Below are 15,630 nucleotides of genomic sequence, written 5' to 3'. Positions count from 1 at the left end.
GGGAAAGAAAGCGCCAAATTTCAACAAAGTTTCTCAAAAGAAACAATCACGTCACACCGCCAACTCCCGCTTGGCGAAGAAGCGGTCGGCCAGTCCGAAGGACATCGTCATCCCGGAGCCGCTGGTGCCACCGGCAATATGGACGCCAGGCGTCGGCTCGGCGCGGTACTCCACGTCCCCGAAATGCTTCGCGTAGATGCCATGCCAGCGCTCGGCGATGGTCCAGTCCGGGAAGTCGAAGAGCTTGCGCAATTCGCGCAGCATCAGTTCATCGACCTCCGCCTTATCGAAAATCTCGAACTCGCCGTACTCGTGCGAGTCTCCCAGTACGATGCCGCCGAAGCGATCCTGCGAGGCCATGACATGGATGCCGTAGCGGTCCAGCTCCGGCATGTCCCACGCGACCCGCGCCTTCACCTCCGCCAGCGAGGGGCAGCCGAGGAAGCTGGAATACTGGCGGAGTGTTAGGCCACTGGCCAGCATCGGCCCCAGTTGCCAGCCACCGGGCTGTGGCACGGTGCGGAGCATCTGCAGCTTGCAGGGCTTGAGCGGGCTCGCGGCAAAGATCTCCGGGAAGAGCGACTCGAAGTCATGCCCGGAGCAGACGAAGGCTTCGTCGTAGGCATGCACCTCACCGCGGGCGGTGTGGAGCTTGCCGTCACCCACCTGGGTCACCGCCGTATTCCAGTGAAAGCGTACACCATGTTTCTCCGCGAGGAAGCCGGGCAAAAAGGCCATTGCCTCGCGCGGATCGACGTTCATCTCGGTGGTGCTGAACATCCCCGCCTTCGCCACACCGCGCTTCACGCCGGGGCAGCGCTCTTCGACTTGCGCGCGGGTCAGCAACTCGACTTGGAAGCCTCCGTCAGGCGCCGCCCTCACGAATTCCTCCAGCACCGCGGCTTCGTCATCGTGAGCCACCACGTGCATGCTGCCGCAGGGCCGGGCATAGGCACCCGTCGCCTTGGTGAACTCCACCCACAGCTCGCGGCTGCGCATCGCCAGCGGGAAGTGTTCCGCCGGCTGCCCGATCGGCCAGCACATGCCGAAGTTCCGCACCGAAGCTCCGCGGGCCTTGTCCGTGCGCTCGAAGACCGTGACGCGGTAGCCGGCGCGGGCCGCAGCCCAAGCATGAGCCAGACCGACGATGCCCGCGCCAACGATGGCGACATGGGGTTGCGATGATGTCATGGATTACAAGAAAGGATGGCGCAGCACCGGGCCGGCTTGCGACTCATTAGTGCCCACACTAGGAAAGCTGGCGCTCCGCGGTCGATAGGCGAAACGCAAGATTGTTTGGCAATTTCACCGGAAGCCTTCACCTCGCCCGGCTTGCTTTTTGCCAGTGCCGCTCGCTGAATTCCCAGATGAGATCCACCGCGGGCAGGCCCCCTTCTCCAAGAACCTGGCGTGTCGGCGTGCGACTGGTCGATTGGGCCCAAGGCTTCGGCAACCGCATCTATGGTGGCATTCTCGATTTCCTCCGCGAAGGTCATTCCTTCGAACTGGAGTTCGTGCAGCCCAGCGGCGGCGACCTGCATCCCGCATTGATCGACGAAAACTGGGAGGGCGATGGCCTGCTGGTCTTCCGCTACACCCCGACTGAGGCCAAGGCTTGGCGCAAGAAGGGCATCAAGGTTGTGAACCTGAGCGTCGAGCAACCACGGCGAGGAGCGGTCTTCCCGCGCGTAACCCTCGACAACCTCGCCGCGGGCCGCATGGCCGCCGAGCACCTGTTAGGTTTGGGCCTGCGCGAATTCGCCTACCTCCACGACCCCACCCGCAACTATTCCTCCGAGCGCCTGGCAGGCTACCGCGAGCGCCTGCGGGAAGACGGCCGTGACTGCCGCGTGTTGGAGATGGCCTCCTCCACCTTTGCTCCCCGCATCCGTGCCCGGCAGAATGAGCAGATCGCCTGGCGCCTGATGGCCGGCCTGACAACTCCCTGCGGGCTCTTCGCGAAAGACGACATCGCCGCGGTCATCGCCATCCGCGCACTCAAGCAAGCCGGCCATCGCGTGCCGGAGGACGTTCCGGTGATCGGCGTGAGCGACGACATCGTCTTCTGCCATTCCACCACCCCCGCGCTGTCGAGCATCCGCTTCCCGGGCAAGCAATTCGGCCACAGCGCCGCGAGCCTGCTGCAGCGGATGATGAGCGGCGAGAAGGTCGATCCCGAGACCCGCATTCAGATTCCCTCACCGGGCATCAGCGTCCGCGAATCGACCGGCCGCGTGGAGCTTGCCGATCCCGTGGTGACCCGCGCGATGAACTTCATCCGCAACCGCGCGCTCGATCTACCGCTGGATGCCGAGACCTTGTGCCGGGAGGTCGGCGCTTCCCGCGAACAACTCCGCCAGCGCTTTCACGCCACCCTCGGCCGCACGCCCAAGCAAGAGATCGACCGCATCCGCTCGGAGAAGGTCGGCGAACTCCTCAAGCGCACCGATTGGACCTTGGAGCGTCTCGCCGAGCGCTGCGGATTTTCCGGTGGCGACGAATTGTGCCGCTTCATGAAGCGCGTCACCGGCACCACCCCCGGCGAGATCCGCAAGAGCGGCTAAGGCCATCCGGGAGACGCGCACCTGTCCCCGGCGACAGAATTTCTCGCCCGCCGAAAAACAAAACGGCCCGCAGAATCCTGCGGGCCGTTTCTAAAAGTGGCGGAGAGAGAGGGATTCGAACCCTCGGTGAGTTTAACCCCACGTTCGATTTCGAGTCGAGTGCCTTAAACCGAGCTCAGCCATCTCTCCTTATTGTTTGGCGGCTGGGGGCGGGAAAGTAGCAACCGCCTTCGGCTTGTAAAGCCTCCGCTGCAAAGAATCGCCGGAGCGGTCCCTGATCCTGTTCAATCTTCTTCGCGCTCGACCTTGGAAGCCAGCGGCAACGCTTTCTCCTTCTCCTCTTGGCCTTGCGCAGCGCTGGCAGGGGCAGGCACGGGCACTACCGCCTTCAGCTTGAAGCCCCGGGCCGATGCAGACGGCGCGGGCGCTGTCTCCACGTGGCTGCGGCGCATCGCCTCGCGGCCGATGAAATCCACCAGAGTACCGGAGAAGAGCACCGCCGTGGCTGCCAGGCCCATCCCGATCACCCACCAGCGTTCACTGGTGCGGCTCAGTCGCTTGTTGCCATAGCTGGCCTCACAATCGGCTCGCTCACGCATTTGCGGTGGCGCGGCCCGGCGCACGGGCGGAATCACATCGAAAGCGGGGTGTACCACCGGGATTTCCAGGGCCAGATCCGCTACTGGGATCTCCTTCGGCCTATCGGCCACATGCGGCCTGCCACTTGGCTTCCACTTTGCTGCCCGCCTCGGCAGCGGGATATCCGACCGGCCGGCGAAACAATCGAAATCGTCGGCCGGCAGCCCCTCCACGGGGAAATCACCGGTGCCGAGAATGACCTTCCGGACATCGTGGGCCGCCACGAAGTCCTCAAAGGAGGCAGAATCTTCCGGACTTTCGCCGCTCGGGCTCACCGGAAGGGGGCTGAGGGAGTTTGGAATGATCACGGTCGGGACAGTATTCCGGGCTGGTGTAGCGTGAATCCTCACCTTTGGTCAATGATCTAGTTTTTTTAAATACAAGCGCCAAAATCCAAAAAAGACCTGACTCGGCTGGCGGGCCGATGATTGGATGGAGGCATGCACGCCTCCGTCGTCATGACCGTCCTCGCAGCAGACCGCCCGGGTCTGGTCAGCACCCTCTCCCAAGCGATCGCCAGCCACGGCGGCAGCTGGCAGGAGAGCCGCATGGCGCACCTCGCAGGGCAGTTCGCCGGGATTCTGCGGGTGGAGTGCCCGGAAGCTCAAGCCGAGTCTCTCCTCAAGGCCCTCGCCGACTTGGGAAACCAAGGAATCTCGGTCCAAGCCCGCCGCCAGGAAGCAGCACCGGCCGCTGCCCGTGAAACACTGTCGATCGATATCGTCGGCAACGACCGCCCCGGCATCATCCGCGAATTGTCCGCCGCCATCGCCGGTGCCGGTGCCAACGTCGAGGAACTCTCCACCTCCCTCGAAAGCGCCCCGATGTCCGGCCACCCGATCTTCCACGCCGAGGGCATCGTCTCCCTCGCCGCCGAGGGCGATCCTGCCGCGCTCATCGCTGCCATCGAGAAGCTGGGGCCGGATCTCTCGGTCTCCGTCGGAAGCTGAGCCCACCAGCTGCGCCGGCCACACAGGTAGCGGAATGACTCCGCCATTCCGGCTCGGGAAGTCTACCCGCGGGAAGGAGCAGCGTGGCAACCTTACAGCTACGCCGGGATCACCCGCGCGATCTTCGCGATCATGATCGCGCCCGGCACCATCAGGAAGTGGGCCATCACCGTTCCGAGCAATCGGCTCCCGGCCATCCCGAATACCGCCGCACGCAGGCGCGCATCCCCTTCCCCGCCCTTCGCCGCGCCATCGGTCACGTACGACAGATACGGATCCACGAAGGCGAACAGCATGATCGTGCCGAAGAAATTCACCACCGCCGAGAGCTGCCCGGTCGTCATCCGCAGCTCGGGAGCCAGCAGTCCCGCATAGAGCGAACTCAAAACCCCGGTCGCCAGCAGCGAGGAGCCAATCACGTTCATGGCGAAGATATTCCACGGCAGCCGGTGACCGGCGCGCAGGAACTCGAAGTTGCCCTTCGCCGGCACCGTCCATGAAGCCGCCAGCGCCTCGATGCCCGGCTTGCTCAACGCGAACTTCATCATCCGCGGCAGCGAGGGAAAGCGATCGAAGGAACCCACCACCGCCGTCACATAGCGCTGGAACATCGGAATCAATACCGCACCCACCAAGGTGGCCACGCTTGCCGAGAGGATCAGCAGGTGGAACTCGTGCTGCAGCCCTGAGCTGTCCGCGTGTAGGCTGGACTCCACGCGCTTCGAAAGCGCCGGTGTGAGCAAGGTGTTCGAAGTCCGCGACACCAGCACCAGGATGTTGAAGAGCGAAAGACAGAAGGCCACCTTGCCCGTCCGGGCACCGGCGATCCGCACCCCGTAGGAAAGCGTCGCGATCAAGTGGATGACCGCGACGAAAAAGCAGAGATAGTAGATCGACATGGATGGCTTGCCCGGCCTCCGGCTTAGCGACACGGCAGGCGGACGTCAACCAAGCGGAAGATTGCCGTCATTTCCCCGCAGGTACATGCGGGGGCCGGACGCCCGTCTCGCGAACGGGCGCCCGGCAGTGTTGAAACCACTGATCAATGACTCTCCTTCAACCCTAAAGGAGAGCTCCGCTTCTCCGGGGTTGCCGGAGCCGAAGATGGTCGGACCGATTCCCGGTCTTCTTATAAACATGCGGATTCGCGGCAGAGAATCCGCCACGATTTTTCAGATCTTTGCCGAAAGAAATCGTAAGCCCGGAAAGCCTGCGTAGAAGCCGCCGGAAAGCTGCTTTCGCCTTGCCGCAGACCCGCATTTTCAATAGGTACGCCACAATGAGCGAAGTGACCGCAATGCTCGCGGCGAATGGCAATGGCGGCGCCCTGGCGTCGGAGCGATTGCTCCCTCTGGTCTATGAAGAATTGAGGCGATTGGCCGCCGCGCGGATGATGAAAGAGTTGCCCGGCCAGACCCTGCAACCCACCGCCCTCGTTCACGAGGCATGGCTGCGCCTCATCGGCAAGGGCGAGTGCTCATGGCAGAACCGCGCGCACTTCTTCGGTGCCGCCGCCCAGGCGATGCGCCGCATTCTCGTCGATCGTTCGCGCAGCCGCGCCGCCATCAAGCGCCGCGCCACCGAAGACGCCCCAGGCAGCGACATGCTCACCAATCCGACCGAGGATCACATCCTGATGATCCACGAGAGCCTCAAGCGCCTGGAGCAGGAAGATCCGGAGGCTGCGCGCATCGTTTTGCTCAAGTTCTTCAGTGGCCTCGGCAGCGAGGAGATCGCGCGCATGAACTCCTGCAGCGTGCGTTCGGTGGAGCGCCAATGGACCATGGCGAAGGCCCGCCTCTACCAGATGATCCGCGAGGAAGGCTTCCATCGCGACCTCAAGGCATCATGACGTCCATCGGCCCCATCCCGATGTCGAAGGAGATCGAGGGCGCGATCATCGAGACCGCGCTCTCCCTCGACGACCCGAGGGCCCGCCAGTCTTTTCTTGAGCGGACCTTCCAGGGCGACACCAAGGGCTTGGAGCGGATGAAGGGCTTGTTAGAAGCGGCGCGCGAATCCGCCACCTTCTTCGTCGAGGCCCGTGATCGCCGCACCGCGATGGCGAATGATCTGCTCAAGGAGATCAACGCGGAGGAAGTTCCCCATACCGCCCAGGGTCCACAGGAGGGTCCCGGCTCGCGCATCGATCGCTACCGTCTGATCGAGCGCATCGGCGAAGGTGGCTGCGGTGTGGTCTATGAAGCGGAACAGGAGACGCCCTTCCGCCGTCGCGTAGCCCTGAAGGTAATCCGTCTCGGCATGGACACGGAGGGCGTGATCGCTCGCTTCGGCGTGGAGCGCCAGGCCCTGGCGCTGATGAGCCATCCGAATATCGCCCGCGTCCTCGATGCCGGATCGACCGCCACGGGCCGCCCCTACTTCGTGATGGAGTTGGTGGCCGGCAAGAAGATCACCACCTACTGCGACGCTAGGAATCTCAATACCCGCGAGCGCCTGCTGCTCTTCCTGCAGGTCTGTCACGCTATCCAGCATGCCCACCAGAAGGGCATCATCCACCGCGACATCAAGCCCTCGAACATCCTCGTCACCACCCATGATGGTGTCGCCGTGCCGAAGGTGATCGACTTCGGCATCGCGAAGGCTCGCGGTGGCCGCCTCACCGGTCAGACCATGTTCACCGTGGCGGACCAACTCCTCGGCACGCCTGCCTACATGAGCCCGGAGCAAGTCGATATGGGCGGGCTTGATGTCGATACCCGCAGCGATGTCTATAGCCTCGGCGTGCTGCTCTACGAATTGCTCTCCGGTCGCACCCCCTTCGATGGCGATGAACTGGCCAAGTCCAGCATCTCCGAGATGCGCAAGACCTTGCTGGAGCGCGAGCCCCAGCGGCCCTCCAGCGTGCTGAAAACCGCCACGCCCGAAGAACTTGCGGAGATCGCCGGCAAGCGCCACGCGGAGTCATCCCGCCTCGTCTCGCTGCTGCGCGGCGATCTCGACTGGATCGTCATGAAGGCGATGGAGAAGGACCGCAACCGCCGCTACCAGACCGTCAACAGTCTGGCGATGGATCTGCAGCGCTATCTCGCGAACGAGGCCGTCATCGCCCGCCGCCCGAGCCGGCTCTACCTGATGCGCAAGTTCGCGCGCCGCAATCGTGTCGCTTGCGCTTCCGGTGCGGCCGTGGCGCTCTCGCTGGTGGTCGGGCTCGGCGCATCCACCCTGCTGTATTTCCGCGAACGCGATGCCCTGCGCGAACAGGCGCGGCTGGGCGTGGAGGAAGCCCGTCTCCGCAGCCAAGCCCAAGCCCGCGCCAATGTCTCGCGCGTCGCCGTGCTCCTCAGTGAAGGCCGCACCGAGGATGCGGATGCCCTGCTGCATCGCAATCCGCTCCAGTCGATCGAGCCCTCGCGGGAGGCCGCGGACGTCTTCCGTTCCTTGGGCGACTGGAATGCGATCTGCGGTCGCTGGCCCCAAGCGGTGGAGTGCTTCGTGCTGCTCAATCAGGCCAATCTCTTGGATGATCGCCAGCGCGTCCTCGAAGGCTCTGACCTGCTCGCCTCCAGTCCCGCGTACATGGAGAATGGCGACCGGGCAATCTACGACGAATTCCGTACTCAGGCTCTCGACCGCTTCCTCCCGGCAAAGGCTGCGATCGAAGCCGAGCACATCCTGAAGGCCTGTCTGCTCGCTCCGGCGAATGAGGCGATGATCGAACGTCTGCGGAACACCGCCAAGGTTTGCTCCGATGCCGTCGAGGGCAAAGGCGGCAAGTCGCAATTCCCAGCCTGGGAAGCCTTCTCCGTCGCACTCTATCGCTATCGCGCCGGCGACTATCCGGGCACCCTCGCGTGGGGCGACAAGTGCGCCAACGACCTGCGCTCCAAGACCGCCTGCAAATCCGGCATCTACAGCCTGCAGGCGATGACCTTGCACCATCTCGGCGACACGGAAGCTGCCGCCAAGAAGCTGGAACTCGCGCGCGCCCTCGCGGAAAAGGGCGAACTCAATCCCAGCGATCCCGCCTTGGAAGTCCGCCTCTACTGGTACGACTGGTCCGTCGCCCGCATTCTCTTCAAGGAGGCCGAACGCACCCTGACCCCGGTCGAATAAGGCGGCGCCCTTTGATTGCGGAATGCCATTCGTTGAGCATGGCATCTTGCATCAATTCGCTTTGGCGCCCGTAGCCCCCACCCCGTGATCCCGCCCTCAACCTACTGACTAACAGAACCTTCCCGAAAACCGTTAGACCACGGCACGCCGCTTGCGATCAGGTTTTCTGATGAAAGCAGACCCCAGACTCCTCGTCCTCATCGCCGGTGCCGGCATGCTCTCCACTTGGATGACCATGGCCGCCGTCAACTGCGAGACGGATTGCCCCGACTACACCGGCGTCATCACCCTTCAAGCGCCCAATCCCTCCCCCACTCCGCCTCAAAAGAGCGATCGCGAAGAGATTGCCGCCATCGTAGCGGGGCATTAGCGAGCCTTCCATCCTGAAGGATGAAGGATTCGGGGACACGGCAGTCGGGTGTCGGCATGCGGCCGACACCCCGGATACCGCAGCTCCGTCCAATTAACGAGACAGCTCCTTCCTCAAATCTCCCGGCCGGTTGGTCGTGATGTGCTGCACCCCGAAGCCGATCATTTTCTTCGCCGTTTCCCCATCATCCACCGTCCACGAGGTGAGCAGCAGACCCTTCCCCTTCACCTTGGCCAACCACTCAGCCTCCACTGGCGACTTGGCATTGAACTGCAGACCCTGTGCTCCGCTGGTCTCAAGCTGCTGCTCGTACCCCGCCCGCTTCGCCGGATCCGCAAACTCCTTCAGGTCCGAGATCAAGTGCGCCTGAAACGCCGGAAGCTGCTCGCGGCAGGCCTTGACCACATCCGCGTTGAAGGAAATGAAAATCACTCGCGCCGGGTCGGCATGCTTCTCCGCCAGGATCTTTCCGATCGGCCCGACGATCTGCGGACCATCCTTGATCTCCAGGAAGAAACGTTTACCGGCGGGAAGGACATCCAACACATCCCCCAGTCGTGGAATGTGTTCTCCCGCATACTTCGGGTCCTTCCACGAGCCCACATCCAGCTTGGACAACTCGGGCCACGTGCTCTCCTTCACCACCAGCTTCGTCCCCGCCACCCGCTTGGTGTCTGCATCATGGATACACACCACCTCGCCGTCCTTGGTCAGATAGAAGTCGCCCTCGATCCCATCCGCCCCTTCCTCAAAGGCCAGCTTGAAGGAGGCAATCGTGTTCTCCGGCGCGACATGCGAAGCACCCCGATGCCCAACGAGAAGCGGAAGATCAGCGGCGATAGCCATGGACGCAAAAGAAAGGAACAGCGGAACGAGCTTGGGCCAAGTCATGATGGAGGAAACGTGCGAATTGGAGCGATCTTGCCGATCGCTTCGTCACCACACAGAAGGCGAGGGTGGCGGTTTCGTTGCATCGTATTTTCGACGGCGTTCGATTGCCTCGCGGACACGGGCCGCTTGCTCTTCGTCAAAGTGGAAGCCGGCCAGCGAGTTCTCAACGAGATCCGGCTTCAGAAGGTTCGACGGCACTTGGTGTTCATACCTGCCTTCGCCTGAAAATGCGGGGGGCCCTACCAGTTGCGAAACCCAGTAGGATTGCTGATCGGCAGATTCGATCCGAGCAATCAGCGAGATCGTCTCGCTCGGGCGGTGTCGGGCAAGTGCCGGAAGCGCTGCCGATCTGAAAGACCCAAATTGGAGCAGGTCGGATCGCCCCGCGAGCCAACGAAGCGCCGCGTCCGGACTGTTAGACTCCCATTCGCCCGCCCAAGATTCGACAAACTTGCCGATGCGATAGGACGCATTTTCTCCATCATCATCCGCCTCCCTCGGCGGCGTGCATTTCATCCACCAAGCCAGCGCGGCCTCCGGATCTCGATCCGCCCACTTTCGGGTTAGCAGAAGGGGCAAAGCCTGTTCGGGAGGCCAGTCGGGAGTGCTCCACACCATGCGCTCCGAATTCTTACTTTCCGCCAAAAGCGATTCGAGTCGCGCGGCCTCCTTGGGAAAATCCGCCTTCTCGGGCAGACCGCGATAGTAACCAATGGACGCATGCTGGATTTCGAACCTGGGAGCTGAGAACATCGCTTTGTAGGCCTCATCCGGGTCTTCCTTCGACCAAACGTCGAAGGCCTCCCACCAGATATCCCGGAATTGCAGGAAGGGATTGCCTCCGTTCTCATACCCTAGGCCTAGGTAGTAGGCCCACGCTTTGGCGGGCTCCTTGTGGCCCCATCCGCGGATCACTTCCGCGTACAGTTGGAAGTGGAGAGTCCCCTCGCGGGGAGGTGTGGACGCTTCCCCGCTGAGCCTTTTCATTGCTGCTTGAGGGGCCAGTTCCCCATAGAACCTATAGAGTTTTTCGAGTATTAAGGAAGGCGACTTGGCCTCGTCAGCCGAGTCGATCAGAGCGACGCAGTCCGTCAGGGATAGTGCTTCGATCCACGTTGAGGTGGTCTTGTAATAGCGTGAGTGAGCTTCAATGCCCTCCTTTCCAGAAGGCTCCTTCAAGCTGCCGTCCAAAAGACGCGCCAGCTTGTCTCTCGCCTCCTTCGACGAAAGGCGCTCGCCACCCTTGGCCGATTTCTCCGGTGCCACGGGCGGAGCAGATTCGGATCGATGTTCACGGGCTCGCCAGATCGTCGCTGCCGCAGCGACCACCACCGCCAAAATCACCACTGTGGCACGACCTCGCACGCGGCCGAACAAACACTTTCCTGCACGCGAGATCAAACTAACAGCGTCCCAGACAGGCGTCTTCTCGATCGCTTCTGAAAGAAGCTTCCCCGCAACACGGCGCCCGGAGAGCGACACTTCTACAGCATCTTCCCACACGCCATCAGCGCAGCGCAGACCAGCACGCCGATCGCCGCGCCGCCAAACAGCACATCCGACATCGTCGTGCCCGGCCGGTGCGGTGAGCTCGATTTCGGAAACACCAGCGCCGCATACACCATCCCCGCAACCAATCCGCCAAGGTGCGCGGCATTGTCGATGAAGTGGCTGAAGACCAGCCCGATCCCCAGAGTCACCACCACCCCCGCCACCAAACGGCGGCGCGAACTCTCCGGCACCAAGCGCCGGTGCAGGGACTCGAAGACCAAAAGGAAGCCCAACAAACCCATCAAGCCACCCGAGGCACCGACAGAGGTCGCCTTGGTAAAGCGTGCCGAAGTCTCGCCGCCGACCCATGCCGAAATCAGGTAGGCCATCACCAGATGCGGCCAGCGCGCAAACACCTCCACCCGCTTGCCCAAATATCCGAGCGCGGAGGCATTCATTGCCCAGTGGACCCAGTGGCCATGCAGGAAGGGAGCCGTGAACAGCCGCCACCAATCAGCGGGCTTTCCATCCAGCTTCTTGGTCAAACCGGCGCTCTTGATCGTCTCATCGAAGCCACGGAAAAAGAACTCCTTCAAGCCTGACAGCCACTCTATCCCCTTCAGTCCGTGGGCCAGATTGAAGGTCCGGACTTCGACGAAGAGCTGCACCAGCCCGACCATCGCCAGCAGGCCGAACATCAGCCGCGTCACCGGCGTCCGCTGCTGGTCCAGCCAGATCTCGAAGCGGAAGGCACGGGCATCCGCCGCCATCTCCTCCGCCGCCCAGGCTCGCGCGGTCTTGAGCCGCTTGCGCCCCTTGTACCAAGGGAAGAACCCGAGGATGAAGAAGAGTAGCAGCGTAAGCCCAAGGGTTCCGTTCGACAGCAGACCAATCGGGCGGAAGCCATTGCGGAGCAGTTGCCACAGGGCCAGCACCCCGATCACCAGGCCAAACACCCGCATCTGGCGCTTGCCCTCTTCGATGTCCCAGAGCGCCCAGCGCACCCGCGCCTCACGCATCGCCGGAAATAATCCACGCACTTCTTCCGGCAGCACGCAGCCCTTCGACTCCGGCGTCCACACCAGATCGACCCGCGCCCCGGCGTCCTTGACGATCGCTTCGGTGAGCTCCTCGAAGCTCGGGCATTCATGCCGGCCACCGCGCCGGTCCACCCAACCCCACCCCGGTCCCGCGGGAGGAAAGGCATCATCCCGTTCCCAGACGGGAAGCTCGGCATCGGGGCTCATGCGGTGACTCGATCGGCGGATCTATCTGCAAAGAAAGACGGCGCGGGGCGATGTCCGCCGCGCGCCGTTCGTGAAAGGAGCTACCAGCTCACTGCTTGTCCTGTGCCGGAGGAGTTTCCGGCTCGGCGGGCTTGTTCTCCGCAGGCGGCGTAGCGGGCTCAGCCGGCTTTTGCTCAGCCTCAGGAGCCGGGGCCGGAGCCGGTGCTGGTGCAGGAGTTTCAGCCGGCTTCGGAGCTTCCACCGGAGGGGTGGCGACGTTGGACTCCAGCGGCTTATTTTCCGGTTTCGTCTCATCTTCCGCCTTCTTCTCTTCCGTGGCGGGAGCTTCCGGAACCGGCGGCGCGACTTGGCCGACCAGCGACTGGTGGCTGGCGTTCCGCTTGGTGATCAGGACCGCGAGAGTCAGCGTCAGGATGAAGAAGGCGCTGGCGAGGTAGACCGTGCCGCGCTGCAGGACATTGGTGGTCTGGGCACCGAAAAGCTGGTCGGTCGCACCGGAGCCGAAGGCGGCGCCGAGACCTTCATTCTTGGGCCGCTGCATGAGAATAATCATGCTCATCAGCAGACAGACGAGGACGAAAACCACCAGCAGCAGGTTGATGGTGATATCGAGCCCGGTAGAGGCAAGGACAGTCATGGGGGCGGGACTATAGGAGCCGGAAGCCCCATGTAAAGAGGGGTTTTCGGGAGCAATAGTCGGGCCTTTTCGCGCGGAATGCATGACGGAACTTCACCCTTGGCAGCTGGCGGACCGCGTCCAAGCTGGCCACACGATGATCGCACGGCTGCGCGGGACGGTATTGGAGGCGTATCCGAATCGACTGGTGGTGGATGTCGGCGGGGTGGGCTACGAGGTCCACGTCCCGCTCTCCACCTTTGACAAGCTCCACGCCGCGGAGGGCCTCAAGGTGGATCTGCGCACCCACCTGCACATCCGCGAGCAGGCCCACACCCTCTACGGCTTCGCCTCTGAGGAAGAGCGGGACCTCTTCCTGCTGCTGATCGACCGCGTCAGCGGGATCGGCCCGGCGATTGCAATGGCAGTGCTGAGCGGGATGCCCACCGGCCGCTTCAAGGCCTGCGTGGTCGGCGGCGAGGTCGCGGAGCTCTCGAAGATCAAGGGGCTCGGCAAGAAGACCGCCGAACGGATTGTGCTGGAACTCAAGGACAAAGTGGGCGTTGCCGATACCTGGCAGGAGGTCGCGAGCGGCCAGACCGCTCCGGCCACGGCGGATGCCGAGCTGGCGCTGGTGGCGCTCGGCTACAAGCAAGTCGATGCCCGCAAGGCGGTCCGCAAGGTGCTGGAAGAGCAGCCGGGGGCGACCACGGAGGAACTGATCCGCGGCGCGCTGCGGTCCCTGCAATAAAGACCGATGAGCCTCACTCTCGATCAGATCAAAGCCGCCCTGCCGGAGGGCGGACTCTTCGAAGGCGGCTGGCGCTACTCGCCGGAACCGCTGCGCCTGAGCAAGGCGGAGGTCCGCTTCCTCGGCTCGCTGGGCCATCCGCTGGCACAATTCCAGCAGACCAGCGACGAACTCTACCGCCGCAGCGCCGCCGGGAAGATCCCCAAGTGGATCGCCGAAACGCTCGATACCGGCAAGCCGGCCTGGATGGTGGAGCTTCAGCGCTCCGCCGGACTGCGCGAGTCCCTGCCACGCGTGATCCGCCCGGACTTGATCCTCACGGAGGGTGGCTTTGCGCTAACCGAGCTGGACTCGGTGCCCGGCGGAATCGGGATCACCGCCTGGCTGTCAAGGCTCTACGCCGACGCTGGATTCCCGGTGCTCGGCGGGCGCGATGGCATGATTTTCGGCTTCGCCTCGGTGCTTGCGGAGGACGGCGCGATCCTACTTTCCCAAGAATCCGCTGACTACCGCCGCGAGATGGAATGGCTGGCCCGGGAGACCGGCGGCGGCCGGACCGTGGAAGCTGCGGAGGAATACCAGCCGGACGGACGCCCGCTCTACCGCTTCTTCGAGTGGTTCGATTGGAAGTCGATCCCGATGGCGCGGACCTTGGCGGAGGCCTCTGCGGAGGGCATGGCTCTGACTCCACCCTGCAAGCCGCACCTCGAGGATAAGCTCTGGCTCGCCCTGCTCGGGACCCCGGCGCTCAAGCCGATCTGGGAGCAGGCATTGCGCGGCAGCCACCTGACCCGGGTGCGGGAGATTGTCCCGCGGGGCTGGGTGGTAGACCCCTCACCCCTCCCCCCGCAGGCCGCCCTGCCGGGTCTGGAGGTCAATTCTTGGGAAGAAGTCGCCAAGTTCAGTCAGAAACAGCGGCGATTGGTGCTGAAGATCAGCGGCTTCCACGAAACCGCCTGGGGCTCGCGCGGCGTCCACATCGGCCATGACCTGTCGCAGCCGGACTGGGACGAGAAGGTCCACGCCGCCATGGCGGACTTCGGCCAGCAGCCGTGGATCATGCAGGAATTCCGCGAGGGCCGGATCGTCGAGCACCCGGTCTTCCGCGAGGACGGCAGCGTGGAAATGGTCAAGGGCCGGGTCCGCATCTGCCCCTACTACTTCACCGACGAACAGGGCCACACCTCCCTCGCCGGCGTGCTGGCGACCCTTGCGCCCGCGGATAAGAAGAAGATCCACGGGATGAAGGATGCGGTGCTGCTGCCGGTGGTGGTGGGAGAGTAGCAGATGGCGTCAAATCGCCTGAACCTTCAACCCCGCCAGCCCGGCAAGCTGCCGTTGTCGCTGATCGAAGCTCACGAAGAGATTCGCCCCCAGCACCACAGCCGCGGCCACATGCTGGATATCTAAAGTTCGGCACCCCAGCTGAGCGGTATGCGTGGTCAGGCGCAGATAACGGTCGAGTAAGTCGCTCCGGCTGATCTCGGGCGTGTAGTAGAGGCCTGAGCTTTTCCGCCGCTTGAAGTAGTCTATCTGGGCATCCGCATCCGCTTCGGACAGCTCCTTCCAAAAGACCTTCAAGCGCAGGGCATTGGTCAGCTCCATCTCGTGGAGTTCCCAGATCGGAAGCGGATCATTCTGGGAACTGAGCAAAGTCTGCACCTCCTGCGAGCCCGCCTCGAGGAGGTAGAGTTTGATCAAGGCACTGGTGTCCAAGTAGATCACCAGCGTCCGTCCCGGTTAAAATCAACCGCTTCACTGCCACTCCGACCCTTCGCTTCAACCGCAGTCGCCAAGTGATTGTCCCACTTGAGGACTTGGCGGGGAGTCGCGGGGACGATTCGCACCGAGGGCTTGCCGTGGCTCAGGACCTCGAAGGTTTCGCCCTGCTGGACTTGGCGCTCAATCTCAGACCAGTTGGCCTTCATTTCCCGGACGGAAACCGTTTTCATTCACGATACAGGTAACATTTGTTTCTCATTTTGTAAAACAGTTCCCGAGAGTGACTGCCTTCGGCGCTGACGCAATCGCCCT

Annotated in this window: 16 protein-coding genes and 1 tRNA gene; 7 read left to right on the top strand and 10 right to left on the bottom strand. The window is 63.2% G+C overall.

Annotated elements, in window-relative coordinates:
- Positions 1 to 51: 51 nt before the first annotated feature.
- Positions 52 to 1,191 (bottom strand): TIGR03364 family FAD-dependent oxidoreductase, encoded by a 1,140-nt coding sequence (locus BV071_RS22405; RefSeq protein ID WP_035612041.1) that lies wholly within the window; start codon positions 1,189 to 1,191, stop codon positions 52 to 54.
- A 176-nt stretch (positions 1,192 to 1,367) separates the two neighbouring features.
- Here BV071_RS22405 and BV071_RS33495 point away from each other — a divergent pair, with 176 nt between their 5' ends.
- Complete coding sequence (locus tag BV071_RS33495; RefSeq protein ID WP_265594749.1) at positions 1,368 to 2,564, top strand: DNA-binding transcriptional regulator; 1,197 nt, start codon at positions 1,368 to 1,370, stop codon at positions 2,562 to 2,564.
- A gap of 97 nt (positions 2,565 to 2,661) precedes the next feature.
- Here BV071_RS33495 and BV071_RS22385 read toward each other — a convergent pair.
- Positions 2,662 to 2,753 (bottom strand) — tRNA-Ser (locus BV071_RS22385).
- 95 nt (positions 2,754 to 2,848) lie between these two features.
- Positions 2,849 to 3,511: a hypothetical protein gene (locus BV071_RS22380; RefSeq protein ID WP_035612035.1), complete on the bottom strand. Its 663-nt coding sequence runs from the start codon at positions 3,509 to 3,511 to the stop codon at positions 2,849 to 2,851.
- Between the two features lie 132 nt (positions 3,512 to 3,643).
- Between BV071_RS22380 and BV071_RS22375 the strand changes: the two genes are divergently transcribed.
- Positions 3,644 to 4,153, top strand: a complete 510-nt coding sequence (locus BV071_RS22375) for an ACT domain-containing protein (RefSeq protein WP_035612160.1) — start codon at positions 3,644 to 3,646, stop codon at positions 4,151 to 4,153.
- Positions 4,154 to 4,251: 98 nt separating this feature from the next.
- Here BV071_RS22375 and BV071_RS22370 read toward each other — a convergent pair whose 3' ends face one another.
- Positions 4,252 to 5,052, bottom strand: coding sequence for a DUF2837 family protein (locus BV071_RS22370; protein ID WP_035612033.1), 801 nt, complete (start codon positions 5,050 to 5,052; stop codon positions 4,252 to 4,254).
- A 380-nt stretch (positions 5,053 to 5,432) separates the two neighbouring features.
- Between BV071_RS22370 and BV071_RS22365 the strand changes: the two genes are divergently transcribed.
- The 3 genes from BV071_RS22365 to BV071_RS22355 all read left to right on the top strand — a co-directional run bounded on the left by BV071_RS22365 (position 5,433) and on the right by BV071_RS22355 (position 8,600).
- A complete protein-coding gene (locus BV071_RS22365) occupies positions 5,433 to 6,005 on the top strand; it encodes an ECF-type sigma factor (protein ID WP_035612031.1) in 573 nt (190 codons plus the stop codon).
- Positions 6,002 to 8,230, top strand: a complete 2,229-nt coding sequence (locus tag BV071_RS22360) for a serine/threonine-protein kinase (RefSeq protein WP_052573747.1) — start codon at positions 6,002 to 6,004, stop codon at positions 8,228 to 8,230. Before BV071_RS22365 ends, BV071_RS22360 begins: the two co-directional genes overlap by 4 nt.
- 169 nt (positions 8,231 to 8,399) lie before the next feature.
- On the top strand, positions 8,400 to 8,600 hold the full coding sequence (locus tag BV071_RS22355) for a hypothetical protein (protein WP_035612029.1): 201 nt from the start codon (positions 8,400 to 8,402) through the stop codon (positions 8,598 to 8,600).
- A gap of 93 nt (positions 8,601 to 8,693) precedes the next feature.
- Here BV071_RS22355 and BV071_RS22350 read toward each other — a convergent pair whose 3' ends face one another.
- The 4 genes from BV071_RS22350 to secG form a co-directional block, all read right to left on the bottom strand.
- On the bottom strand, positions 8,694 to 9,446 hold the full coding sequence (locus BV071_RS22350) for a glycerophosphodiester phosphodiesterase family protein (protein ID WP_035612158.1): 753 nt from the start codon (positions 9,444 to 9,446) through the stop codon (positions 8,694 to 8,696).
- A gap of 90 nt (positions 9,447 to 9,536) precedes the next feature.
- The gene (locus BV071_RS22345; RefSeq protein ID WP_265594748.1) at positions 9,537 to 10,973 is read right to left on the bottom strand and encodes a hypothetical protein; all 1,437 of its coding nucleotides are present in this window, start codon (positions 10,971 to 10,973) and stop codon (positions 9,537 to 9,539) included.
- Positions 10,974 to 10,975: 2 nt separating this feature from the next.
- Positions 10,976 to 12,229, bottom strand: a complete 1,254-nt coding sequence (locus BV071_RS22340) for a rhomboid family intramembrane serine protease (protein WP_052573746.1) — start codon at positions 12,227 to 12,229, stop codon at positions 10,976 to 10,978.
- 88 nt (positions 12,230 to 12,317) lie between these two features.
- Positions 12,318 to 12,866 (bottom strand): preprotein translocase subunit SecG, encoded by a 549-nt coding sequence (secG, locus tag BV071_RS33490; protein ID WP_052573745.1) that lies wholly within the window; start codon positions 12,864 to 12,866, stop codon positions 12,318 to 12,320.
- Between the two features lie 82 nt (positions 12,867 to 12,948).
- On the opposite strand from secG, the gene ruvA reads away from it, so the two are divergent.
- Entirely contained in the window at positions 12,949 to 13,596 is a 648-nt protein-coding gene (gene ruvA, locus BV071_RS22330; RefSeq protein WP_265594747.1) for a Holliday junction branch migration protein RuvA, read from the top strand.
- 6 nt (positions 13,597 to 13,602) lie between these two features.
- Positions 13,603 to 14,880 (top strand): hypothetical protein, encoded by a 1,278-nt coding sequence (locus BV071_RS22325; RefSeq protein ID WP_035612025.1) that lies wholly within the window; start codon positions 13,603 to 13,605, stop codon positions 14,878 to 14,880.
- A gap of 9 nt (positions 14,881 to 14,889) precedes the next feature.
- Here the strand turns inward: BV071_RS22325 and BV071_RS22320 are convergent, their stop codons facing one another.
- Positions 14,890 to 15,321, bottom strand: a complete 432-nt coding sequence (locus BV071_RS22320) for a type II toxin-antitoxin system VapC family toxin (protein ID WP_052573744.1) — start codon at positions 15,319 to 15,321, stop codon at positions 14,890 to 14,892.
- On the bottom strand, positions 15,318 to 15,548 hold the full coding sequence (locus BV071_RS22315; RefSeq protein ID WP_035612021.1) for a type II toxin-antitoxin system prevent-host-death family antitoxin: 231 nt from the start codon (positions 15,546 to 15,548) through the stop codon (positions 15,318 to 15,320). Before BV071_RS22315 ends, BV071_RS22320 begins: the two co-directional genes overlap by 4 nt.
- Positions 15,549 to 15,630 lie beyond the last annotated feature (82 nt).

Source organism: Haloferula sp. BvORR071 (assembly GCF_000739615.1).
GTDB lineage: Bacteria > Verrucomicrobiota > Verrucomicrobiia > Verrucomicrobiales > Akkermansiaceae > Haloferula.
Note: the sequence above shows the minus strand (reverse complement) of the source record. Positions and strands in the feature narration are given on the sequence as shown.